The 21873-nt window shown below is 59.9% G+C and carries 20 protein-coding genes; 11 read left to right on the top strand and 9 right to left on the bottom strand.

Annotated features, from left to right (window positions below):
- Nucleotide 1 precedes the first annotated feature (1 nt).
- Nucleotides 2-772 carry a CoA-transferase subunit beta gene (locus GNP00_RS09850; protein WP_011582141.1) on the bottom strand — a complete coding sequence of 257 codons (771 nt, stop codon included), beginning with the start codon at nt 770-772 and terminating at the stop codon, nt 2-4.
- Complete coding sequence (locus tag GNP00_RS09845) at nt 769-1626, bottom strand: CoA transferase subunit A (protein WP_011582140.1); 858 nt, start codon at nt 1624-1626, stop codon at nt 769-771. The genes GNP00_RS09850 and GNP00_RS09845 overlap by 4 nt, the downstream gene beginning before the upstream one ends.
- A 58-nt stretch (nt 1627-1684) precedes the next feature.
- Here GNP00_RS09845 and GNP00_RS09840 point away from each other — a divergent pair, with 58 nt between their 5' ends.
- The gene (locus GNP00_RS09840) at nt 1685-2479 is read left to right on the top strand and encodes an IclR family transcriptional regulator domain-containing protein (RefSeq protein ID WP_011582139.1); all 795 of its coding nucleotides are present in this window, start codon (nt 1685-1687) and stop codon (nt 2477-2479) included.
- Between the two features lie 14 nt (nt 2480-2493).
- Here GNP00_RS09840 and GNP00_RS09835 read toward each other — a convergent pair whose 3' ends face one another.
- The 3 genes from GNP00_RS09835 to xylB all read right to left on the bottom strand — a co-directional run bounded on the left by GNP00_RS09835 (nt 2494) and on the right by xylB (nt 5766).
- Nucleotides 2494-2718 carry a hypothetical protein gene (locus GNP00_RS09835; protein WP_041544798.1) on the bottom strand — a complete coding sequence of 75 codons (225 nt, stop codon included), beginning with the start codon at nt 2716-2718 and terminating at the stop codon, nt 2494-2496.
- 286 nt (nt 2719-3004) lie between these two features.
- Complete coding sequence (xylA, locus tag GNP00_RS09830; RefSeq protein ID WP_011582137.1) at nt 3005-4315, bottom strand: xylose isomerase; 1311 nt, start codon at nt 4313-4315, stop codon at nt 3005-3007.
- Nucleotides 4312-5766, bottom strand: a complete 1455-nt coding sequence (gene xylB, locus GNP00_RS09825) for a xylulokinase (protein ID WP_011582136.1) — start codon at nt 5764-5766, stop codon at nt 4312-4314. The genes xylA and xylB overlap by 4 nt, the downstream gene beginning before the upstream one ends.
- 188 nt (nt 5767-5954) lie before the next feature.
- Between xylB and GNP00_RS09820 the strand changes: the two genes are divergently transcribed.
- Entirely contained in the window at nt 5955-6923 is a 969-nt protein-coding gene (locus tag GNP00_RS09820) for a 2-hydroxyacid dehydrogenase (RefSeq protein WP_011582135.1), read from the top strand.
- A gap of 98 nt (nt 6924-7021) precedes the next feature.
- Nucleotides 7022-7411 carry a hypothetical protein gene (locus tag GNP00_RS09815; protein ID WP_011582134.1) on the top strand — a complete coding sequence of 130 codons (390 nt, stop codon included), beginning with the start codon at nt 7022-7024 and terminating at the stop codon, nt 7409-7411.
- A gap of 7 nt (nt 7412-7418) precedes the next feature.
- On the opposite strand, the gene GNP00_RS09810 is transcribed toward GNP00_RS09815, so the two are convergent.
- Complete coding sequence (locus tag GNP00_RS09810) at nt 7419-8186, bottom strand: gamma-glutamyl-gamma-aminobutyrate hydrolase family protein (protein WP_011582133.1); 768 nt, start codon at nt 8184-8186, stop codon at nt 7419-7421.
- A gap of 228 nt (nt 8187-8414) precedes the next feature.
- On the opposite strand from GNP00_RS09810, the gene GNP00_RS09805 reads away from it, so the two are divergent.
- Complete coding sequence (locus GNP00_RS09805; protein WP_011582132.1) at nt 8415-9509, top strand: TRAP transporter substrate-binding protein; 1095 nt, start codon at nt 8415-8417, stop codon at nt 9507-9509.
- A 57-nt stretch (nt 9510-9566) separates the two neighbouring features.
- Here the strand turns inward: GNP00_RS09805 and GNP00_RS09800 are convergent, their stop codons facing one another.
- The 3 genes from GNP00_RS09800 to GNP00_RS09790 are packed head-to-tail and all read right to left on the bottom strand — an operon-like array spanning nt 9567 to nt 12180.
- Nucleotides 9567-10199, bottom strand: coding sequence for an exopolysaccharide biosynthesis protein (locus tag GNP00_RS09800; protein ID WP_011582131.1), 633 nt, complete (start codon nt 10197-10199; stop codon nt 9567-9569).
- A 32-nt stretch (nt 10200-10231) separates the two neighbouring features.
- Complete coding sequence (locus tag GNP00_RS09795; RefSeq protein ID WP_011582130.1) at nt 10232-11623, bottom strand: TRAP transporter large permease; 1392 nt, start codon at nt 11621-11623, stop codon at nt 10232-10234.
- Nucleotides 11623-12180, bottom strand: coding sequence for a TRAP transporter small permease subunit (locus GNP00_RS09790; RefSeq protein WP_011582129.1), 558 nt, complete (start codon nt 12178-12180; stop codon nt 11623-11625). Before GNP00_RS09790 ends, GNP00_RS09795 begins: the two co-directional genes overlap by 1 nt.
- 441 nt (nt 12181-12621) lie before the next feature.
- On the opposite strand from GNP00_RS09790, the gene GNP00_RS09785 reads away from it, so the two are divergent.
- The 7 genes from GNP00_RS09785 (at nt 12622) to GNP00_RS09755 (ending at nt 21873) form a co-directional block, all read left to right on the top strand.
- Nucleotides 12622-16095, top strand: coding sequence for an indolepyruvate ferredoxin oxidoreductase family protein (locus GNP00_RS09785; RefSeq protein ID WP_011582128.1), 3474 nt, complete (start codon nt 12622-12624; stop codon nt 16093-16095).
- Between the two features lie 94 nt (nt 16096-16189).
- Complete coding sequence (locus GNP00_RS09780) at nt 16190-18499, top strand: putative bifunctional diguanylate cyclase/phosphodiesterase (RefSeq protein WP_166015966.1); 2310 nt, start codon at nt 16190-16192, stop codon at nt 18497-18499.
- Between the two features lie 156 nt (nt 18500-18655).
- Nucleotides 18656-19426 carry an N-acyl amino acid synthase FeeM domain-containing protein gene (locus GNP00_RS09775; RefSeq protein WP_011582126.1) on the top strand — a complete coding sequence of 257 codons (771 nt, stop codon included), beginning with the start codon at nt 18656-18658 and terminating at the stop codon, nt 19424-19426.
- An 89-nt stretch (nt 19427-19515) separates the two neighbouring features.
- Nucleotides 19516-19671, top strand: coding sequence for a DUF3096 domain-containing protein (locus GNP00_RS09770; RefSeq protein WP_011582125.1), 156 nt, complete (start codon nt 19516-19518; stop codon nt 19669-19671).
- Between the two features lie 179 nt (nt 19672-19850).
- Complete coding sequence (locus GNP00_RS09765) at nt 19851-20078, top strand: aa3-type cytochrome c oxidase subunit IV (RefSeq protein WP_011582124.1); 228 nt, start codon at nt 19851-19853, stop codon at nt 20076-20078.
- A gap of 53 nt (nt 20079-20131) precedes the next feature.
- On the top strand, nt 20132-21448 hold the full coding sequence (locus GNP00_RS09760; protein ID WP_011582123.1) for a Re/Si-specific NAD(P)(+) transhydrogenase subunit alpha: 1317 nt from the start codon (nt 20132-20134) through the stop codon (nt 21446-21448).
- A complete protein-coding gene (locus tag GNP00_RS09755; protein WP_011582122.1) occupies nt 21448-21873 on the top strand; it encodes a proton-translocating transhydrogenase family protein in 426 nt (141 codons plus the stop codon). Before GNP00_RS09760 ends, GNP00_RS09755 begins: the two co-directional genes overlap by 1 nt.

The following is a 21873-nucleotide window of genomic DNA, read 5'->3' as shown; positions in this document are numbered from 1 at the left end:
CCTAATTGCCCTTGTGCGCCGCGTCGGTGCGCGCCTTGAGATCGCGAAGAGTCTTCAGTTCCAGCTCGGTCGGCGCGGGGGTTTCCTCGACCTTGTCGGCAAACTTGACTTGCCAGCCGCAGGTTTCCTGCACCATCTCGCGGGTGACGCCCGGATGCATGGAAACCACGGTGAACTCCTTCGTTTCCGGGTCCGGCTTCCAGATGGCGAGGTCCGTGATGAGAAGCGTCGGCCCTTTGGTGTCAATGCCGAGCCGCTTGCGGTGATCGCCTCCATCGCCATGGCCGAAGGAGGTGTAGAAATCGATCTTCTCCACCATTCCCCGCTTGGACTGCGCCATGGTGATGTAGACCTGCTGGGAAGAGGTGGCGATCTCCGGCGCACCGCCACCGCCGGGCAGGCGCGTCTTGGGCTTATGGTAATCGCCAATGACCGTGGTATTGATGTTGCCATACTTGTCCAGCTGGGCGGCTCCCAGGAAACCGATGGTGATGCGCCCGCCTTGCAGCCAGTACCGGAACATCTCCGGCACAGAAACGGTGGTGAGCGCGGTATCGCACAATTCGCCGTCTCCGATGGACAGCGGCAATACGTCCGGCGCGGTGCCGATCGTACCCGATTCGTAGATCAGCGTTATGTCCGGCGCATGGGTGAGCCGCGCCACATTGCAGGCCGCCGAAGGGGCGCCAATGCCGACAAAGCACACGTCCGTGCTTGTCAGCGCGCGAGAGGCGGCAATGGTCATCATCTCATTGGGGGTAAAATCACTCATTTCGCCACCCTCAGCTTCTCGACGCGTGCGGCAAAATCCTCAGGCTTTGCCTTCATGACATGCTCTTCCATCCATAAACGGAAACGCTCACGATCCGCCGCGATCTGATCCCACTCCAGATAGGCGGCGTTGTCACGGGCGTAATAGCCGTGCGTATAGGAGGGGTGCGCGCCGCCGGGGACTTCGGCGATCGCCGTAATGGTCCAATGCGGCAGGATGCAGAGATTGGGGTGGGCGTCCGAGAAATCGTCGACCACCTCTTCCACGGTGACAACAGCGCGCTTGGCGGCGAGCGCAGCTTCTTTCTGAATGCCGATGATGCCCTCGATGAGGACATTGCCCTTCTTGTCGGCCTTCTGGGCGTGAATGAAGGTCACATCCGGCCTGACTGCGGGCACGGCGGCCAGCTTCTCCCCCGTGAACGGGCAGGTGATGCTCTTTATATTGGGGTTCACCTCGGCAAGGCCCGCACCGCGATAGCCGCGTAAAACAGCCAGCGGCAGGCCGGCGGCACCGGCTTCATAGGCATTCGCCATGGCTGCGTGGGAATGCTCTTCGATCTCCACCCCGCGCGGCCAGCCATTCTCGACGGAATCACGCACCCGCCGAAGAAGACCGACGCCGGGATTGCCGACATAGGAGAAGACAAGCTTCTTGGCCATGCCCATGCCAACCATCTGATCATAGATCAGGTCCGGCGTCATGCGAACGAGAGTTAAATCCATGAACCCCTGGCGTATCGCCTCGTGGACCGCCGCCGTGGGAATGAGGTGAGTGAAGCCCTCGAAGGCGACCGTATCGCCATGTTTCAAATTCTCTCGTACCGCCTGTTCCAGCGGCATGAAGCGCGCCATCATCGCCTCCAAAATGTTCGTATTGCGAACATAAGTTTTTTATGCGATACGTAATTAGATGAGTGAGACGGTTGCGTCAATGGAACGCGAGCCTGAACAGCGTGACCTGGTGGGGTCGCTGGCAAAAGGGCTTGGCGTGCTGGAAATCCTGTCGGCGGCGCCTGGCGGCCTGAGGCTGACGGAGGTGGCGGAGGCGGCAGGGCTGACGCGCGCGGGCGCACGCCGGCTGCTGCTTACGCTGGTTGCTGAAGGCTATGCCCAGCAGAAGGGGCGGCAATTCGTGCTTTCGGCCAAGCTGATCTCGCTGTGCCGGGTGTGGCTGGGCGGAGGGTCCATCTGGTCCCTCGCTGAACCTATCCTGCGCGAGGTTTCACAGGACGTGGGCGAATCCTGTTCGGCGGCGGTTCTGGAGGGTGAAGATGTCGTCTATGTGGCTCGTGTGGCCGGAAGGCGCATCGTTTCCGTCTCCCTGTCGGTAGGAACGCGATTGCCGGCCTACTGCACTTCCATGGGGCGGGTGCTTCTTTCAGGCCTGGACGATGCCGAACTCGCCCGTCTTCTGGACAAGGCGAGCATTCGCGCCAACACGCCCAAGACGTTGACGGACCGGCAGGCCCTTGCGGCCCGCGTGGCTGATGTCCGGCGGGCAGGCTATGCCATCGTTGACGAGGAACTCGAGCTGGGGCTGCGGTCGATTGCCGTGCCCGTGCGATCGCGGACGGGTGCCGTGGTGGCGGCGGTCAACATCTCCACGCAATCGGCACGTTTTTCCTGTGAGGAGATGCGGGAGATCCTCCTGCCGCCCCTTCTTGAGGCCGCGGCCAAAATCGAGGACCTTCTCGCATTCCAATAAGCACCTGGGCGCTTTCATGCGGCGCTCCGCGAATTATCAGGTTCCTTTGCGTTCTCCAGCACCTCCCGCATCTTCCGGGTGAGGCGCGTTTGAAGCCGCGCATGAAGGATCTTGTTCCAATCGGTATTATCGGCAGCCATCACGTGAGGCATCGACAGCAGCATGTCGATAACGGTTGCCGAGTCATCGCACGCGAGCAGCGCGTCGATTTCTGCTTCCACCTTTCTATCAATGCTCATCCTGCGCCTCCAACGTTCGGAGTTCTGAATCTAGGCCATCAATCCTGTCGGTATGAAGGCGGTCAGATGAAGATTTGGCGACAAGTTTATAGGGAAATATGCGTGCGGTTTATCGCGCGTTGATAAAGCGCGGAAAGAAAGCAATAAATACGCGCTGTGTAGTGGTTTAGCAACAGTGCGCTACGGGTGAAACCCGCAGCTTTCCTTGAAACCGCGCCTTTAAGACGCGTTCCGAAGCTTTCGCTTAAATGCGCATAACTTAATACCGAAATGGAAGAGCCTGCGGCTAAACGTAGCGGTTTATGATATTCTCAAGCTTCTCCTGGCGACCCGAACGCGGCTTCGGATCAAGGTTCTCACGCGCCACGCGCTCGGCGATGGCTTCGAGCGAGCGCTCGCCCTTCAGCATCGCCTGCGCCTCAGTGGCGTTCCATCCCGAATAGCGCTCCTCAAGGGGTCCGCTCAGCGCTTTGTCCTCGATCATACGGGCGGCGGCCTTGAGCCCCTGGGCGCAGATATCCATGCCGCCGATATGGGCGGCGACCAGGTCTTCCGGGTCTAGCGACTGACGACGCAGCTTGGCATCGAAATTGGTGCCTCCCGTCGTGAAGCCCCCGGCCTGGAGAATATAGTAATAGGCCAGGGCCGCCTCCGGCGCATTGTTGGGGAACTGGTCGGTATCCCAGCCGGACTGATAGTCGTTCCGGTTCATGTCGATGGAGCCGAAAATCCCGAGCGTGGCGGCAAGCGCAAGCTCATGCTCGAAGGAATGGCCGGCGAGCAGCGCATGGCCCTGCTCGATATTCACCTTCACCTCATCTTCCAGCCCGTAGCGCTTCAGGAAGCCGTAGACCGTGCCGACGTCAAAATCGTACTGGTGCTTGGTGGGTTCCTGCGGCTTTGGCTCGATGAGAATCGCGCCCTTGAAGCCAATTCGATGCTTGTAGTCCACCACCATGGAGAGGAAGCGGCCGAGCTGATCCAGTTCGCGGCCCAAGTCGGTGTTGAGCAGGGTTTCGTAGCCCTCTCGCCCGCCCCAGAGCACATAGTTCTCGCCATTGAGGCGCTTCGTCACGTCGATGCAGGCCTTCACGGTAGCGGCCGCGTAGGCGAAAACATCCGGATCGGGATTGGTGGCGGCGCCCGCCATGAAGCGGCGGTGGGAAAAGAGATTGGCCGTGCCCCAAAGAAGCCTGACGCCCGTCTTCTCCATCTTGGCCGCGATATAATCCGCGATGTCGTTCAGGCGGGCTACGCTCTCGGAATAGGAGGCGCCTTCCGGGCGCACATCGGCGTCGTGGAAGGTGAAAAAAGGAACTCCGAGGATTTCGAACAGCTCGAATGCGACATCCGCCTTGAGCCTTGCCCTCTCCATCGTATCGCCGAACCAGGGGCGTTCGAAGGTCTGTCCGCCGAAGGGATCGCCGCCGGGCCAGACGAAGGTGTGCCAATAGCAGACGGCGAAACGCAAATGGTCCTCAAGCCGCTTGCCGAGCACGACCTCGTCGGGGTTATAATGGCGGAAGGCCAGGGGATTGTCGCTTTGCGGCCCTTCATAAGAGATCGGCTGCAGGTTGCCGAAAAAACCGGTGCTCATGACGAAACTCCTCGTATGGCGGGGTAGAGGCCGCGGTAGCGTTGATAGGTATCTTCGAAAGCCGGCAAGAGAGCGGCGTCGGGCTCGATGGTCGAGGAAATCCGTGGCGGGGTGCAGACGGCGAGGGGATCTGCTTCTTCCGCGGCGATGAGGCCGAGGCGGGCTGCACCGAACGCGGCGCCGAAATCACCCTCAGCGGGAATATCGACGGGCAGGGCCAGCGCTGTTGCGATCGTCTTCAGCCAATAAATGGAACGGGAGCCGCCGCCGATGCCGGTAACGCGGGAAAGTTCCGTTCCCGCTTGCCGCAAGGCCTCCAGACTGTCGCGGAACGCGAAAGCGACACCCTCCATCACGGCCCGGGTAAGGGCGGCGCGGTCCGTCTGGTGCGCCAGTCCGACAAAACCGCCGCGGATCACCGCATCATTGTGGGGCGTGCGCTCGCCGGAAAGATAGGGCAGGAAAATGACCCCGGAGGGGGTTTTCAATGTCTCTCCCAGTTCGCTGGTGAGATCGGCAGCCTCGCGGCCCGTGATGCCGGCGAGCCAGTTTATGGAATCAGTCGCCGAAAGGATCACGCCCATCTGGTGCCATGCCTCCGGCAGCGCATGGCAGAAGGTGTGGACGGCGCTGGCGGGATTGGGGAGATAAGCGTCATTCGAGGCGAAAAGCACGCCGGACGTGCCAATCGATACGAAAGCCGCGCCAGACTGAACCGCGCCGGCGCCGCAAGCGGAAGCTGCATTGTCGCCGGCGCCCCCGGCGACCACGACACCCCTGCTCATACCCCAATGGGCGGCAAGCCCGGAACGCAGCGTGCCGGCTCTTTCCGTGCCCTCGACGAGCCGGGGCATGTGACTTTCATCAAGAGAGGTTGTCGCCAGAAGCTCCGCGGACCAGCGGCGGTTCTCCACATCGAGCCATGCGGTGCCGGACGCATCGGACATTTCGGAAATGTGCTCACCCGTAAGCCACAGGCGCAGGAAATCCTTTGGCAAAAGAACCTTGGCGATTTTGGCGAAGATTTCGGGCTCGTTGTTCCTCACCCAGTTCAGCTTTGGCGCGGTGAAACCTGGAAAGACGATGTTGCCTGTGATCCGGTGAAAGCGAGGATCCGCGTCCAGTTCCGCCGCTTCCTTATAGCTGCGCGTGTCGTTCCAGAGGATCGATGGCCGAAGCGGCTCGTCGGATTTATCAAGCAGCGTTGCGCCATGCATCTGGCCGGAAAGCCCAATACCCTTCACAGCGGAAAGCTCTGCCGGATGCGAGGCTTTGAGCGCTGTAATCGCTTCCTCGGTGGCTCGGATCCACTGCGCCGGGTCCTGCTCCGACCAGCCCGGATGCGGCCTGGAGACGTGAAGTTCGGCAGTTGCCGAGGCTACAATCCTCTGCGCTTGGTCGATCAAGAGCGCCTTGACCCCGGAGGTGCCGAGGTCGAGCCCAAGATACATTCAGTTCCTCCCATGCGACCCGGCCGGCTTTGCCGAAGCCGCATTCATAATTATTTCGAGACTCGAAACAAATACGTCGGGAGGCAATTCGTCAAGCCCGGAAGGGCAACCGCTTTACTTTTGCGTCTTCACACCGTTCAGATAATCGGGTGTGATTCGGTGCGCGGACCATCGTTGAGACTCTGTCAATGCCTGATGAAACCCGAGACATCACCATTCTCGTTGCCGGAAAGTTGCATCCGCATGCGGTAAGCCGCATCGGCGAGCATTTCCGGATGCTGCGTGTGGATCGTTGCGATCCCGCCCTGTTGACCGAGGCGATGAAACAGAATGTTCTCGGCATAGCCGCGACGGGAGGGGTCAGCGCCGCCTTCATGGACGCGTTGCCACATTTGCAGATCATCGCCATTTTTGGTGTCGGCTACGATTCGGTAGATGCCGTCCATGCCGCGGAGAAGGGCGTGATGGTGACGAACACGCCGGACGTTCTGACGGATGAAGTCGCGGATGCGGCGATCGGCCTGCTCATCAATACAGTGCGTGAGTTACCCCGGGCGGAGAAATATCTGCGCGACGGGCGCTGGCACCGTGAGGGACCATATCCGCTCACGCGAGCCAGTTTGCGCGGACGCAGCGTCGGGATCTTCGGCATGGGCCGGATAGGCCGCGCCGTCGCGCGGCGCATAGAAGCCTTCGGCCTGCCGGTGAGCTATCACAACCGTCGCAAGGTGGAAGACGTGCCCTACACATATTACCCCACGCTTGTTGGCCTCGCAGAAGCGGTGGATACGCTGATCTCGATCGCTCCGGGGGGAACGGGCACGGACAAGGCGGTGGATGCGCAGGTGCTGCGGGCGCTTGGACCGAACGGTGTCTTCCTCAATGTGGGGCGCGGCAGCACCGTCGACGAGGAGGCGCTTGTCGCGGCGCTTCGGGACGGCACGATCCTGGCAGCGGGGCTGGACGTTTTTGCGGACGAGCCAAATGTGCCGGAGGCGCTTCTTGGCTGCGAAAACGCCTGCCTTCTTCCTCACGTGGCTTCGGCTTCCGCCCACACGCGGCAGGCGATGGCGGATCTTGTAGCAGACAATCTGCTCTCCTGGTTTACCCAAGGAAAACCGCTGACACCGGTAATGGAGACAGCTCAGGTAAAATAGTGAAGGCTGAGAATCGTTCGAGTCATATTATGGCCAATTAATTTTTATTAACGATTAGCCTTAATGATGCTGATACGAAATTCAGAACGGGGCAAAAGATGAAGCTGGCAATGTCGGCATTTGCCGTTTTGGCCGCCCTCGGCGCCCTGCCTTACCTCATGGCGGAAAGCGAGACGACCGGCACAGCAATCGAAAACGCGAAGACGCAAAATCGATATCATCTGAGCGTGTCTGGCAGGGAAGGTTATTGTACCGTCGTGAAGCGCGGCGGTGACAAGGCACAACGTGCCGAACTTCAGCTCACACCGGAATGCGTCGCGATGATGCCTCGGCTTGCCGATGCACGTTACTGGCAGGAAAGCGGTGCGGGCGAGGTGTCGTTCGTAGCGGCCGATGGCAGCTCCGTCGTCGAGTTTTTCGCGGCGGACGGCGTGGCCTACGAATCGCTCAAGCCGATATCACCCATTGTCGCGCTGAAGGCACAATAGAAGGGCTCTAGCCGACGCCCTGCAATTGCAGGCGCGCAGCCCGGTGGGCGCGCACGGCGTTGCCGAACGCCTCGAATATCTGCCGCGATGGAGCATCGCTCGCAGCCCAATATTCGGGATGCCACTGGACCCCGACGGCAAAGCCCTTAGAGCCGGCGACGGATACAGCCTCGATTGTGCCGTCAGGGGCAACCGCCTCCACTTGAAGATTGGGACCGAGGCGCTCGATGCCCTGGCGATGCACGGAATTGACCTTGATCTCTCCGGAGCCCAGAATCTCCGCAAGGCAGGTGCCGGGCTTGATTGTCACGGTCTGGTGGATCATGAACCGCTCGTCCGGGGTCTCGCCATGGCCACGATGGTCAAGCGCTCCGTCGCGCTCTTGGATCTCGTTTGCAAGCGTGCCGCCAAGCGCTACGTTCAATTCTTGAATACCTCTGCATATGGCCAGCAACGGCACCCCTTTTTCTATCGCCCGGCGGATCAGGGGAATGGTCGTTGCATCGCGCCGCTGGTCGTAGGGCTTGCTCTCCTCTTCCGCCGCGCCGCCATAGAGCGGGGGGTAGACGTTCGATTTGGCTCCTGTGATTAAAACGCCGTCGACCGAAGCAAGGAGTTCATCGAAATCGATCCTCTCACCGAAGGAAGGCAGAAGAAGGGGCAGGACTCCGGCACCCGAGAGGGCCGCCTCGAGATATTGTTCGGGCGCGGCGTGCCAAGTGTAATTTCCATCATGTGTTACGTCTGTCGAAACGGCAACGAGGGGCAATCGCATCGAGTTTTCCTTCGAGGAGAGACGACGCATATGTAAGCGGCTTTTAGCGCGCTTCAAACAGCCCGCGCCTGTTTCGCCGGCGTGTTTATCGACCAAAGGCGCAGGGCGGGAAACTGGACTTGCATGCCTGCGCATGTATTTATACCCGCTCGGTGATCGGGGGAGGCTGGCGCGTGCCACCGCGCTCGATATCCGCTCGTTTTCGATCCTTAATCTGGGAGGTACTTCATGGATCGGCGCTCATTCATAAAAAAGGCAGGACTGGCAGGCGTCGGTGTCGGAGCTACCGCACTGGCCACGCCCGCAATCTCTCAAGGCAACCAGACGTGGCGCATGGTGACCACCTGGCCCAAGAACTTTCCGGGCCTGGGCGTCGGGGCGCAGCGTCTCGCCGACCGGATAACCGCCGCTTCGGGAGGCCGGCTGACGATCCAGGTATATGCCGCGGGCGAGCTGGTGCCGCCGCTCCAGTCCCTCGATGCCGTCATTGACGGCTCCGCCGAAATGAGTCACGGCGCAGCCTATTACTGGCAAAACAAGAGCCAGGGCCTCTCGTTCTTCACCGGCGTTCCGTACGGCATGACCTCGCGCGAACTGACGGCCTGGGTGCGCTATCTCGGCGGACAGGATATCTGGGACGAAATCTACGATCAGTTCGGCGTGCAGGGCTTCCTGTCGGGAGATACCGGCACGCAGGCGGGTGGATGGTTCCGCAACGAGCTCACCAGCGTGGATTCCATCAAGGGACTTCGCTTCCGCACTCCCGGTCTCGGCGGTCAGGTGTGGGAGAAGCTTGGCGCCACCGTGACGAATATGGCGGCGGGCGAGATTTTCCAGGCACTGCAGTCGGGCACGCTGGACGCGGCCGAATTTGTGGGGCCGTATAACGATCTCGCGCTTGGCTTTTACCAGGTGTGCAAGAATTACTATTTCCCGAGCTTCGTCGAGCCGGGGCTTGCCACCGAGCTCGTCGTGTCGAAAGCGAAGTATCAGGAACTGCCGGCCGATCTGCAGGCGATCATCCGTGATGCCTGCCAAGCGGAATATGATGCGGTGGCGGCAGATTTCGCGGCAAACGATCCGCGCGCACTGCAGACGCTCGTAAACGACCACGGCGTGCAGGTGCGCACGTTCCCGGACGACATCGTGGAAGCGGGCGCCAAGGCATCGCAGGAGATCATCCAGAGCATGCTCGATTCGAGCGATCCGCTGACCAAGAAGACCGCGGAAAGCTTCGTTTCCGCGTTCAACATCGTCCGGCAGAAGACGGATGGGACGGACGCGCTGTTCGTCCAGGCGCGCGAGAAGTATTTCAAGCTCTGATCGCGGCTGCCGCCATGCATTCGACGAGGCCCGGGCGTCAGCGTCCGGGCCATTCTTTTAACCGCCAAAGAACGAGGTGAGACCGCGACCGGCGGCAAAGGCGGCATAGGCAAGCGCTGAAAAATAGATGATCGTTGCCATCGTCATCCCATAGCCGGCAAGCACGAAGAGGCCGTCCCGCTGGGAAATGCCGATGGCAAGAAAAAGAATCCCGAAGGCAGGCAGAGTGTTGGAGAACGGGACGAGGCCCAGGGGGAACATCAGGAGCACGCCGCCGAGCAGCAGCACCAAGCCGTTGAAGCGGTTGATTGCCGCTCCCCTGGTAAGGGCCTCGATTCTCGGCTTGATGATCTTTTCCAGCCGGGAGACGATATCCGCGCCCTTTCGCAGCGTTGGAACGAGCTTCTCCGCATCGATCGGCCGATCGGTAATCTTGCCCGGCAACCAAGGCGCACGATTGAGCGTGATCCCGATGGAAATCAGAATGATGGCAAGCCCAAAGACGGTGCTGACGCCGGGGATTGAGACAGGAAGAAGGAAAGGTAAGGTGAGAAGCGCGCAGAGCAGCAGCAGCCCCTGCTCGCCGGTCAGTTCCACGATTTCGCGCAGCGTGACCGTGCGCCCATCGATCGCTTCAACCGTGGCGCTGATGGTCTCACGCAGTGATTGCGTCGTGTCGCCAAACCTCATGCCTTCACTCCGTTTCGAATCAAAGATCCAGCTTAGCTATAGATCCAACGAGGCAGCCACGTGGCGATTTCGGGAAAGGCGAACATGATTCCGATGGCGATCAACTGCAAGAGAACGAACGGCATTATGCCCTTATAAATCATGCCGGTCGATACGCTGGCCGGTGCAACACCCCGCAGATAAAAAAGCGAAAAGCCGAAAGGCGGGGTCAGGAAGCTGGTCTGCAGATTGACGCCCACCAGAACGCCCAGCCAGAGCGGATCGACATCGAGCGCAAGCAGGATGGGCGCCGTGATCGGGATCACGATGAAGATGATCTCGAACGTATCCAGAATGAAGCCAAGCAGGAACATGATCAACATAACCAGCGCCACGGCCGCCAACTGGCCGCCGGGAAGGCCGGTGAGGAATTCGTGAACGAGATTGTCGCCGCCCATCAGGCGGAACACGATCGAAAAGACGGATGCGCCGAGCAGGATCACAAACACCATGGAGGTGATTGCCGCAGTCGAGATCACTGCTTCCCGCAGTACCCGGAATGACAGGCGCCAGCGGGATGCCGCAAGGACCATGGCGCCGACGGCGCCCACCGACGCGGCCTCAGTTGCCGTCGCCACGCCGCCGAGTATCGATCCCAGCACGGCAACGATCAGGAGCAGCGGCGGCAGGAGCGCCACGGCGACCTCATTTAGGAGATCCTTCTTTTCTTCCGGCGGGACGGGAGTGGCGGGGCAGGATTCCGGTTGGAAAACTGCCTTGAAAACCATCCACGCCAGATAAAGGCTCACGAGCAGCAGGCCAGGCAGGAGAGCGCCGGCGAAAAGATCACCCACGGAAATGGGCGCGGGCGCAAAGTTGCCCTTGGCCATCTGAACCTGTGCATTGATGCCGGCCAGCATGTCGCCCATGAAAATGAGAACGGTCGAGGGCGGGATGATCTGGCCCAGGGTTCCAGAGGCGCAGATAACGCCGGAAGCAAGCTTCGGATCATAGCCGGCGCGGAGCATCGCGGGCAGTGAAATGAGACCCATCGTGACGACGGTTGCACCGACAACGCCGGTGGAGGCGGCAAGCAGCGCCCCCACGACGATGACCGAGATGCCGAGACCGCCCCGGAGATTCCCGAAGAGCTTGCCCATGGTGAGCAGCAATTGCTCGGCGATCTTCGAGCGCTCGAGAATCACACCCATGAAGATGAAGAGAGGCACCGCGACCAGCACCTCATTCGTCATGAAACCCGCATAACGGGGTGGAAGGCTGCCGAGATTCGACGGGTCAAATACGCCGAAGAACATGCCGAGCGCGCCGAAGAGAAGCGACACGCCGGCAAGCGTGAAGGCCACCGGAAAGCCCAGCATCAGAAAGCCGATAATGCCGAAGAACATCAGGCCCGAAAGTAGTTCGCCGATCAGCTTCGGATCCATCAGTGTGCGCCCCCGTCACTTTGGTAACGCAGCTTTTCCGGCAGCAGCTGCTCGGCCCCGGCGAGCACCAGAATGCTGCGCAGGGCCATGGATATGCCCTGCAACGCAACAAGCGCGGCGAAAACAAGGATAAAGCTCTTCAGGATGTAGAGCCCCCGCATGCCGCCGGTATTCGGCGAGGCTTCATAGATGCGCCAGGAACGCGCGACGAACGGCCAGCCATAGCGATAGACTATCCAGCAGAACGGGAGGAGGAACAATACAACCCCGATCAGGTCCACGATCGCTTTGGTGCGGGTGGAGGCCGGACGATAAAAAATGTCGACGCGGACATGGTCGTTGCGAAGCAGGGCAAAGCCGGCGACAGCGGTGAACATCGCTCCGTTCAGCCAAACATAGAGGTCCTGCATCCAGACGAAGCTGACGGAAAAGACATATCTCTGCACGACAACGGTGAAGCAGACCAGGACGATTGCAAGCGACAGCCACGAGAAAACTTGACCGATAAGCGCGTTAAACGCGTTTATTGCGCGGACGATCAGGGCAATTGTTCGCACAGAACCTTCCCCCCGGACGCGTTATGCGCGCGCCACCAAATCACTGACCTCATCGCTCACTCCCGCTGCCTCTTTTGCCGAGGCTGGCCCGGTGCTTTTGATCGCCGGTTTACTCTTTTGGGTATTGCTTAGCAGCTTTGGGCCATCGGCAAAAGTTCGACTTTCCGCCACAGTCCGAGGGGGGCGTGAGAAGTCCGGGCGCAAAACCTGGCCGTCTTGCTGTGGCTGCACTTCATAGCATCTTGATTCGGCAAGCGAAATCGTTCGCAAAACCGCCTGCGCGGCTAATAAAATGTCGTTCGGCCCTGCTCCCTTATATTGCTGTTGCTCTTTTTGCCAAGGCTTCGATTTTCCTTGGTCAAAGCGCGCGCCAAAACTATCTTACTATTCTGGTAGGGCGCTTCTCCCTGCCTGGGGCTCGTCACTGCGGAGGAACCTGGCATGACGCTCCACGAGGTGTCGCTGAGCGACAAATACGATCTCCGGAAGGAGCGGATTTTCGTGTCCGGCGCCCAGGCGATCGTGCGCATGCTCCTGATGCAGCGTGAGCGTGACCGCCTGCTGGGCCTTGATACGGCGGGCTTCGTATCCGGCTATCGCGGCTCGCCGGTGGCAGGCATAGATCACCAGCTATGGAAAGCAGGCAAGGAGCTTTCCGCCGCCAACATCCTCTTTCAACCCGGTCTCAATGAAGAATTGGCGGCGACCGCCTGCTGGGGCTCTCAGCAGGCCGAGCTTCTGGGCGAGGGCAAACATGATGGCGTTTTTGCCCTTTGGTACGGGAAAGGACCGGGCGTCGACCGCACGGGAGACGTATTCCGCCACGCCAATATGGCCGGGACGTCAAGGAATGGCGGTGTTCTGGCGCTGATGGGCGACGACCATACCGCTGAATCCTCTACAGTCGCGCACCAGAGCGAGTTCGCCTTTGTCGATACGATGGTGCCGATTCTCAACCCGGCGGGCGTGCAGGAGCTTATCGACTATGGCCTCTACGGCTATGGGTTGTCCCGTTTCGCGGGCACCTGGGCCGCAATCAAATGCGTGAAGGACAATATCGAGTCGACTGCCTCAGTCGATGTGGCACTCGACCGTATCAATATTGTAATCCCCGAATTCGAAATGCCGCCGGGAGGGCTCAATATCCGGCATGAGTTCAATCAACTCGGGCAGGAGGAGCGGCTGCATGATTACAAGCGCAGAGCCGCCGCGGCCTTCGTCCGAGCCAATGGGCTCAACAGGATCGTCTTCTCCGGGGGGCGAAACGCCAGGCTCGGCATCGTCACCATCGGTACGAGCTATCTTGATACCCGCCAGGCGCTCGATGAGCTCGGCATAGACGAGCAACGGGCCGCGGCCCTGGGAATTCGCCTGTACAAAGTGGCCTGCCCATGGCCCTTCGACTATGAGCACATGGCCGAGTTCGTTCGCGGGCTCGAAATGGTGATTGTGGTGGAGGAGAAGCGCTCGCTGCTCGAAGTGCAGCTGCGTGAAAACCTCTATGGAACGGCCAACCATCCCGTCATCATTGGCAAGAAGGATGAGTGGGGACAGCAGCTTTTCCCGGTGAAAGGAGCGCTTGATCCCAACCAGATCGCTGTTGCGATCGGAGAGAGGCTCCTGCGTGTCATCGGGCCGTCGGAAGAGATCTCCGCTCGGGTGGCGCGTCTCAGGCAATTTCAGGCAAGGCTCGCCGAAACAAAGGATGTGGCTATCCGCGTCCCCTATTTCTGCTCCGGCTGCCCGCACAACAGTTCGACACGGCTGCCGGAAGGCTCCATTGCCGGTGGCGGTATCGGATGCCATTTCATGGCGCTGTGGATGGACCGGGGGACGGTGGGGTTCACCGCCATGGGCGGCGAAGGCGCGCAATGGGTCGGTCAAGCTCCATTCTCCAAGCGCGAGCACTTCTTCCAGAATCTCGGTGACGGCACGTTCAACCATTCAGGCTCGCTGGCCATCCGTTTCGCGCTCGCTGCCGGCGTGAACATGACCTACAAGATCCTCTACAACGATGCGGTGGCGATGACCGGCGGCCAGCCCCACGAGGGAGGCCTCAGCCTTGGCCAGATCGCCGAGGAAGTGCGGGCGATGGGCGTGAAACGCATCGCCGTGGTCAGCGACGAGCCGGAAAAATACGATGGCATCATCCGGTTTCCGGCGGGAACCACCGTGCATCATCGCGACGACCTCGATGAGGTTCAGCGCGACCTGAGGGAGGCGAAGGGCGTTTCCGTCCTCATCTATGACCAGACCTGCGCGGCGGAGAAGCGGCGGCGGCGTAAGCGCGGCACCTATCCCGACCCCGACCGGCGGGTGATTATCAACGAGCTTGTCTGCGAGGGCTGCGGCGACTGCGGGGTGAAGTCCAACTGCGTTTCCGTCCAACCCGTGGAGACGGAATTCGGCCGCAAGCGGCGCATCGACCAGTCGAGCTGCAATAAGGATTTTTCCTGCGTCAACGGTTTCTGTCCCTCCTTCGTTACCGTGCACGGCGCGAAGCTGAAGAAAGTCGATGGCATGGCGGGCGAGATCGACCCGCTCGAAGGCGTGCCGGAGCCAGCGTCTTTTCCGCTCGACCACGGCTGGTCCGGGATTGTGGACGGTGTTGGAGGCACCGGCGTCGTAACGATCGGGGCCATCCTCGGCATGGCAGCGCATCTGGAGGGCAAAGGCGCAGGCATTATCGACATGGCGGGGCTTGCCCAGAAAGGCGGGGCGGTGTTCTCGCATCTGCGGATCGCGAAACAGCCTTCCGACATCACTTCGATCCACGTTTCCGCCGGCAAGGCGGACCTGGTGCTGGGCTGCGACCTCGTCGTCTCCGGCTCGCGCAAGGTGCTTTCGACAGTGCGCGAGGGTCACACGCTTTTTCTGGTCAACACGGCTGAGGTGATGCCGGGCGATTTTGCGCGCTCCGCCGATTTTTCACTGCCGGTGGAGCGGCTGAAGCGGGCGGTGCGTGAGGCTGCCGGCGAGGAAAGGGCGCATTTCTTCGACGCCACCCGCACCGCTAGCGTGCTCTTCGGCAATTCGATCGGCACCAACATGTTCATGCTCGGCATCGCCTACCAGATGGGCGGTCTGCCCGTCTCGGCGGAGGCGATCGAGAAAGCGATCGATCTCAATGGGCAGGCGGTAGAAATGAATATCGCGGCCTTCCGCTGGGGCAGGCGCGCCGCGCACGAGCCCGGATATGTGCACGATCTGGTGGCTCGCTCCTCTACAGACGGTCAACTGCCCTTAGCGCGGTCGCTGGACGAGATCATCGATCGGCGGGCACAATTCCTGACCGCTTACCAGGACGAAGCTTATGCCGCGCGTTACCGCGAGCGAATTGCGAGACTGCGCACAGCAGAAGAAAGGGCCGTTCCCGGCTCAACCGCGGTGACGGAGGCGGCATCACGGAACCTGTTCAAGCTTATGGCCATCAAGGACGAGTATGAGGTGGCGCGGCTCTATACCGATGGGGCGTTCAAGCGTCAGCTTGCCGCCGAGTTCGAGAGCTACGACCGCATCGAATTTCATCTGGCGCCCCCTCTCTTCGCTCGCCGGGATGCGCAGGGGCACCTGAAGAAAGCGCGCTACGGCCCTTGGATGCTCAAGGCATTTGCCTTCCTTGGGCGCCTCAAATGGCTTCGCGGTACGGTATTTGATCTCTTCGGCATGTCAGCCGAAAGGCGCATGGAACGCGAGCTTCTGAAGCAATATGAAGGAGATCTGGATCGAATCGAGAAATCGCTTACACCGGAGAAAATCGAATCAGCAGCCGCGCTCGCTTCGGTGCCTTCTTTGATCCGAGGCTTCGGCCATGTTAGGCAGGCCAATGCCGCTAAGGCCGCCGAAGAACGCGCAAGACTACTTGAAAGGCTTGAAAAGATCGATCCCGACCCCCTCCTCGAAGCGGCCGAATGAGGTATAAAGAAATAGTATAAAAATGTCCGTTTCAACCGCATAATTTTTTCTTAAGCTCGCATTGCCATAATCGTATCGCGGAGCGGGAGAATATATGGCCAGGCGTGCCACCGACATTCCAGATGATGTCTACGTCCAGTTTGTGAGGTCGTTGTTCGAGAGCAGGATTATGCTGCTCATCGGCGCCTTCTCTCACATGCTCGTCGCGTTGATGGCCTATCTCAGAACCGAGCGCCCGCTATTTGCAATACTTTCGGTGCTGTTTCTCGCGGTCGGTTTCTGGCGCTTCTCGGGATTGCGTCCCACCGATGAGGACCTGGACAAACTCGATGTCGAGACGGCGCGCAAATGGGAAGCCAGCTACGTCGTCAAAGGTGGATTCCAGGGCCTTCTGCTTGGCTTATTCGCCTTTTCTTCCGTCTTTCTCTACCCCGACCAGTTCGCCGAGCTTGGTGCCCTGGGCATAAATCTCGCATCGCTGGTGACGGTTGTCGGCCGCAATTACGGCTCGGCGCGAATGGTGGTGATCTTCACCACGACAATGATGGCGCCGATCATGGCCGGGCTCCTGCTGCGCGCCGAACTGCCGTATGTGGTGCTTGGCCTTCTCGTCCTTCCGTTCGGCTATATCGTTGTGAGAAGCGCGGAGGAGGTGCGGAATATCCTCGCGCGGGCAGTGGAGGAGGGGCGAAAGGCCGATGAGCTTGCGCGGCGGTTCGACCGTGCGCTGAACACCATGTCGCACGGGCTGGTCATGTTCAGCCCGCAGGGCCGTGTCGTTGTCGCCAACGCCCAAGCGGCGGAATTCCTCAGCTTCCAGTCGTCTCAACAACTCCTCGGCCGAACGCTCGATGCGCTGCTTATGCGCGGTCTTGCGGGCAACATGTTGAGCCCTAAGGACTTCGACTATGCACGGGCACAGCTCAGGCGCGCACTGAGCAAGGGACGGGGCAGAAAAGTGCTTCTGGCGCTGACCGACGGGCGGTATATCGAATTCTCGGCGCGGGAAGGGCGCGAGGAACTGCGAGTCCTAACGTTCGAGGAAGTGACGCAGCGCGTCGAAGCCGAAGCCAAAATCCGGCACATGGCGCGGTATGACAGCCTGACCAACCTGCCGAACAGGGCGTATTTCCAGGAGCTGGTGAGAGAATTCATGGCTGCTGGCGACGAGAGTCGCCTTTGTGGCCTAGCCGTTATGGACCTGGACGATTTCAAGACGATCAACGATACGCTCGGCCATCCGGTTGGCGACGGATTGATCTATGCGGTGGCGGAGCGCCTGGCGGAGTTCGAGAGCGGAAGCGTGAAAGTGGGCCGCTTCGGCGGCGACGAATTCATGGTCTATTTCGATCGCGTCGAGGATGAAACGGATTTCGCAAATCAGTTCAACGTGATCTTCAGCGCATTGCAGGGCGAGGTCGATATCGCTGGCCATCTGTTAAGAATCCAGGCGAGCGGCGGCGCTGTCGTTGTGCCCGTTCGTGACGGCGATCTGGACATGATCACTGTCAAAGCAGATCTTGCCCTTTATAACGCGAAGGAGCAGGGCAAAAATTGCTGGCGGCTTTTCGAGGCCGATATGGACGCCGCTTTCCGCAGCCGGCAGATAATGAAATCAGAGCTGCGCAGCGCGATCCAGTCAAGAAACCTGCGCGTTGTCTACCAGCCGATCGTAGACGTGCGCACCATGCGTATCTCCGATTGCGAGGCCCTGTGCCGATGGGATCATCCGGATCTGGGTCCTGTGTCTCCAGCCATCTTCATCCCGCTTGCCGAGGAAATGGGGCTGATCTCGGAAATCAGCGCCTTCGTGCTGGAGGCAGCCTGCCAGGAATGCATGAACTGGCCCCAACATATCGGCGTCTCGGTCAATCTTTCAGCCAAGGATTTTCAGAGCGGGGCCGTGATCGACAAGGTTCGCGAAACGCTTAACAAATCCGGGATAGCCCCCGAGCGCCTGGAGATCGAAGTGACTGAAACGGCGCTGCTCTATGACAAGGATGCCACGCGTCTTTATATCGAAGGGCTCAAGGAACTAGGCATTCGAATCGCCCTCGACGATTTCGGCACCGGCTATTCGAGCCTGAGCTACCTTCACACGCTTCCTCTTGACCGGGTGAAGATCGACAGCAGCTTCCTCCATGACGTGACGAAGAATCCACGGTCTCACAAGCTGCTGAAGAGCGTCGTGCAGCTGTCCCGCGGGCTCGGCCTGGACGTGACGGTGGAGGGGGTGGAAACCTTTCAGCAGCTTAAGCTGCTCGAAACCTCTGTTAAGCCCGACCGGGTGCAAGGTTTTCTTTTTGGATCCGCTCTGTCCGCTTCCGGGATCAAAACCATGTCAGACGTGGTCTGGTACGCGGAAGACGGGAACATTCGGCGCGACAAAAGCTTACAGCACTGAAGCCAACAACTCGCTCTTACTTCAAAGAAGCCACCTGTTAAGGTTAACGCAAGGAAATTGCCTTAAGGTTAACACAAGGTAAATATGTATCTTCTAATTTTTCCTTTTGGCTTTATAAAGTCTCTGCGTTACTCCTAAACTGGAGAGGGGTGCTTCATGCAGGCGTACAGAAATATAGCTGTGTCTCAAGCACGGTCTGAAGCTACGGATATCGATTCCCCGTTCAACAGAAGTGTCTTTGCGGTCCTTGAAGAAGTCGAATATCGGCTCTGTGAAAAGGGCGAGGACTTGGAAGCAATTTACCGTCTCCGATACGATTCTTATCGGAATGCCGGAATGGTGAAAGAAGATGCAGCCCGGACGGTGACGGACCAATATGATGAGCTAGCGAACTCATATCGTTTCGGGATTTTTTACCGGGGGAATTTGGTCAGCACCATACGTCTACATTACGTTGATGAGACCAATCGCACAGCTCCCAGCTCCAAGGTTTTCGGCGATATTCTCGAGCCGCGCATCAAGGCGGGGGAAAGCTTCATCGATCCGAGCCGCTTTGCCGCGGATAACGAGTGGTCGCGCACGCTGCGCGTATTACCCTATGTTACTCTGCGTCTCGCTGTGGTGGCCTGCAAATACTTCAATCCGACGTGTTGCCTTACAGCAATCAAGGAAGAGCATTCCGCCTTCTACCATAAGGTATTCAGGTCAGTTCCAACGACCGGCCCGCGTGAGTATCCGGGATTGACGGTGCCGGTGCATCTGCTTGAATCCAACTGCGCCAAGAACCTGGACAATATCATCAATCAGTATCCATTCTTCCGCTCAACAGCCTTTGAGCAGCGGATGCTTTTCGAACGGCCGAAACAAGGTGAGATTGGACCACTGACGATTCTGCCGACAGCAAAATATTTGAAACATGCCGCCTAGCCGGTGCTGTGGCGCAGGTGTTCCCTGGCCGCCGAAGCAACCTTCAAGGGCGGTTTGATCAGCGCTTAACAAAATGACGGGTTGTGACGATGGAAACTGCAGTTTTTGGACTTTCACTGACGCCGTTGGTTTCGCTCATTGCCGGCATCCTGATCCTTATCATGCCGCGCCTGTTGAACTACATCGTCGCCTTCTATCTCATCCTCGTGGGCTTGCTTGGATTGTTTCCGCAACTGGCCGGGTAGGGTAACGGCCTTTCGGCCGGGACGACCTGAGCGCGCGTCGGCTTCGGCCAGCCCAGCCTTTGTCTCAGGTGTAGAAAACGTCGAAAGAGAGGTATGGCGTGGCTGCGGCCACGCTGCCCATTGCTCTCCTGCGTCCTTTTCGCTATTCCCCTTGGCAGTTTCTTCCAAGGGGTTCTGCGATGGCACATGATACGCCGGAAGTGCCGGCCGAAATTGGTGCGGAAATGGATTACGCTGAGCACGAGCGCACCTACAATCTCTTCCTCACGATCACAAAATATGGCTGCCTGTCGGTGGCGGCGCTTCTGATCGCGATGGCCTTCGGTTTCTTCACTCCCGCCGGGTTCATTTCCAGCACTATTCTCTTCATCCTCATCTGCGCCGTCGGCGCCTGGATTTTGCGGTAATCCACCGTTCGGCCGGGGGGCCACGGGGGACCGTCCAACAGAGGGAGTTGACGGTGGGACAGACTATCTTTGTGCCCAAGGAGGCGGACACGAACGAGCCGCGCGTCGCCGCATCGCCAGATACGGCGAAACGGCTTAGCGGGCTCGGTTTCACGGTCATCGTGGAACGTGGCGCGGGGCTCGCCTCACGCATCACGGACGAGGAGTTCGAGAAGGCCGGCGCCACGCTCGGCGGTGCGGCCGACGCGGCTAAGGCCGATGTGGTCCTGAAGGTCCGCAGGCCCACCGCTTTGGAACTCAAATCCTACAAGAAGGGCGCCCTGGTGATCGCCACCATGGACCCTTACGGCCATGAGGCCGATGTGGCGGCGATGGCCAAGGCCGGAATTTCGGCTTTTGCCATGGAATTCATGCCGCGCATCACGCGCGCGCAATCCATGGACGTGCTCTCCAGCCAGGCGAACCTCGCCGGCTACCGTGCCGTGATCGATGCGGCGGCCGAATATGACCGGGCGCTTCCAATGATGATGACCGCGGCGGGTACCGTGCCGGCGGCGAAAGTCTTCGTCATGGGCGCCGGTGTTGCCGGCCTTCAGGCGATTGCAACCGCTAGGCGGTTGGGAGCGGTGGTTACGGCGACCGACGTGCGCGCGGCCGCGGGCGAGCAGGTGGCTTCGCTTGGGGCCAAATTCATCATGACGGACGCGCTCAAGGATGCCTCCGGCCAGGGCGGCTATGCGCGCGAACTGACTGAGGACGAAAGGCGGGCGCAGGCTGAACTGGTGGCCGAGCACATCGCCAAGCAGGATATCGTGATCACGACAGCGCTTATCCCGGGCCGGCCCGCGCCGCGGCTGGTGACGGCCGGAATGGTCGCCTCGATGCGGGCGGGATCGGTGATCGTGGATCTTGCGGTCGAGCGCGGCGGTAATGTCGAGGGCGCGGTGCCCGGCGAAGTGATTACGACGGCCAATGGTGTGAAAATCATCGGTCATCTCAACGTGCCGGGACGGGTGGCTGCTTCGGCATCGCTGCTTTACGCACGGAATCTCTACGCCTTCCTGGAAACCATGATCGACAAGCAAACGAAGGCGATGTCGGTCAATTTCGACGACGAGTTGGTGAAGGCGACCCTTCTTGTCCATGACGGAGCGGTGGTGCACCCCAATTTCGCAGGCGCCACGCCAGCGGCGACACCGAAGCCGTCGCCCTCCGATCCCGAGGTGGAAAAGGCTGCCAAAGGAACGGAACCCGGCCTCGAGGTTGCGCCAAAAAGGGCGGGGTCGCGCCGCAAGGCCACCGAAAAACCGGCGGCTGAGAGAGCGAAACCCAAGAAGCCGGCCACGCCTAAGACGGGAGGTGATGCCTAATGGAGCCGAACGCGATCGATCAAGCGCTCGATCAACTGGAGCGCGCAACGGCGAGCGTCCGCGCCGCTTTCGAGAATATGCAAGCGGAAGGTCTGGCTGATGCCGCCGGCGCCGCTGCGCACGGGGCGACGGCAGGAGCCATCGACCCTTTCATCTTCCGCTTTGCAATCTTCGTACTGGCCATATTCGTCGGCTACTATGTGGTGTGGTCGGTGACGCCGGCGCTGCATACGCCGCTGATGTCCGTGACCAATGCGATTTCCTCGGTCATCGTCGTGGGCGCCCTGCTTGCCGTGGGGATCTCGGCTTCGGGCCTTGCGACCGGCTTCGGCTTCGTTGCCCTGGTGCTCGCCTCGGTGAACATCTTCGGCGGTTTCCTGGTAACCCAGCGCATGCTGGCGATGTACAAGAAGAAGGAAAAGTGA

Origin of the sequence: Chelativorans multitrophicus, from assembly GCF_011317445.1 — a bacterium.
Classification (GTDB): domain Bacteria; phylum Pseudomonadota; class Alphaproteobacteria; order Rhizobiales; family Rhizobiaceae; genus Chelativorans; species Chelativorans multitrophicus.
The sequence above is the reverse complement of the archived record's forward strand: the minus strand, read 5'-3'. Positions and strand labels throughout refer to the sequence as shown.

Bases quoted from the DNA above. Each gene is read 5' to 3' on its own strand.
- xylB (WP_011582136.1), bottom strand. From the start codon at position 5,766: ATGTATCTTGGGCTCGACCTCGGCACCTCCGGGGTCAAGGCGCTCTTG.
- GNP00_RS09800 (WP_011582131.1), bottom strand. From the start codon at position 10,199: ATGAGGTTTGGCGACACGACGCAATCACTGCGTGAGACCATCAGCGCC.
- GNP00_RS09815 (WP_011582134.1), top strand. From the start codon at position 7,022: ATGAAGCTGGCAATGTCGGCATTTGCCGTTTTGGCCGCCCTCGGCGCC.
- GNP00_RS09780 (WP_166015966.1), top strand. From the start codon at position 16,190: ATGGCCAGGCGTGCCACCGACATTCCAGATGATGTCTACGTCCAGTTT.
- xylA (WP_011582137.1), bottom strand. From the start codon at position 4,315: ATGAGCACCGGTTTTTTCGGCAACCTGCAGCCGATCTCTTATGAAGGG.
- GNP00_RS09775 (WP_011582126.1), top strand. From the start codon at position 18,656: ATGCAGGCGTACAGAAATATAGCTGTGTCTCAAGCACGGTCTGAAGCT.
- GNP00_RS09765 (WP_011582124.1), top strand. From the start codon at position 19,851: ATGGCACATGATACGCCGGAAGTGCCGGCCGAAATTGGTGCGGAAATG.
- GNP00_RS09805 (WP_011582132.1), top strand. From the start codon at position 8,415: ATGGATCGGCGCTCATTCATAAAAAAGGCAGGACTGGCAGGCGTCGGT.
- GNP00_RS09845 (WP_011582140.1), bottom strand. From the start codon at position 1,626: ATGGCGCGCTTCATGCCGCTGGAACAGGCGGTACGAGAGAATTTGAAA.
- GNP00_RS09810 (WP_011582133.1), bottom strand. From the start codon at position 8,186: ATGCGATTGCCCCTCGTTGCCGTTTCGACAGACGTAACACATGATGGA.
- GNP00_RS09820 (WP_011582135.1), top strand. From the start codon at position 5,955: ATGCCTGATGAAACCCGAGACATCACCATTCTCGTTGCCGGAAAGTTG.
- GNP00_RS09795 (WP_011582130.1), bottom strand. From the start codon at position 11,623: ATGGATCCGAAGCTGATCGGCGAACTACTTTCGGGCCTGATGTTCTTC.
- GNP00_RS09785 (WP_011582128.1), top strand. From the start codon at position 12,622: ATGACGCTCCACGAGGTGTCGCTGAGCGACAAATACGATCTCCGGAAG.
- GNP00_RS09840 (WP_011582139.1), top strand. From the start codon at position 1,685: ATGAGTGAGACGGTTGCGTCAATGGAACGCGAGCCTGAACAGCGTGAC.
- GNP00_RS09835 (WP_041544798.1), bottom strand. From the start codon at position 2,718: ATGAGCATTGATAGAAAGGTGGAAGCAGAAATCGACGCGCTGCTCGCG.
- GNP00_RS09770 (WP_011582125.1), top strand. From the start codon at position 19,516: ATGGAAACTGCAGTTTTTGGACTTTCACTGACGCCGTTGGTTTCGCTC.
- GNP00_RS09755 (WP_011582122.1), top strand. From the start codon at position 21,448: ATGGAGCCGAACGCGATCGATCAAGCGCTCGATCAACTGGAGCGCGCA.
- GNP00_RS09850 (WP_011582141.1), bottom strand. From the start codon at position 772: ATGAGTGATTTTACCCCCAATGAGATGATGACCATTGCCGCCTCTCGC.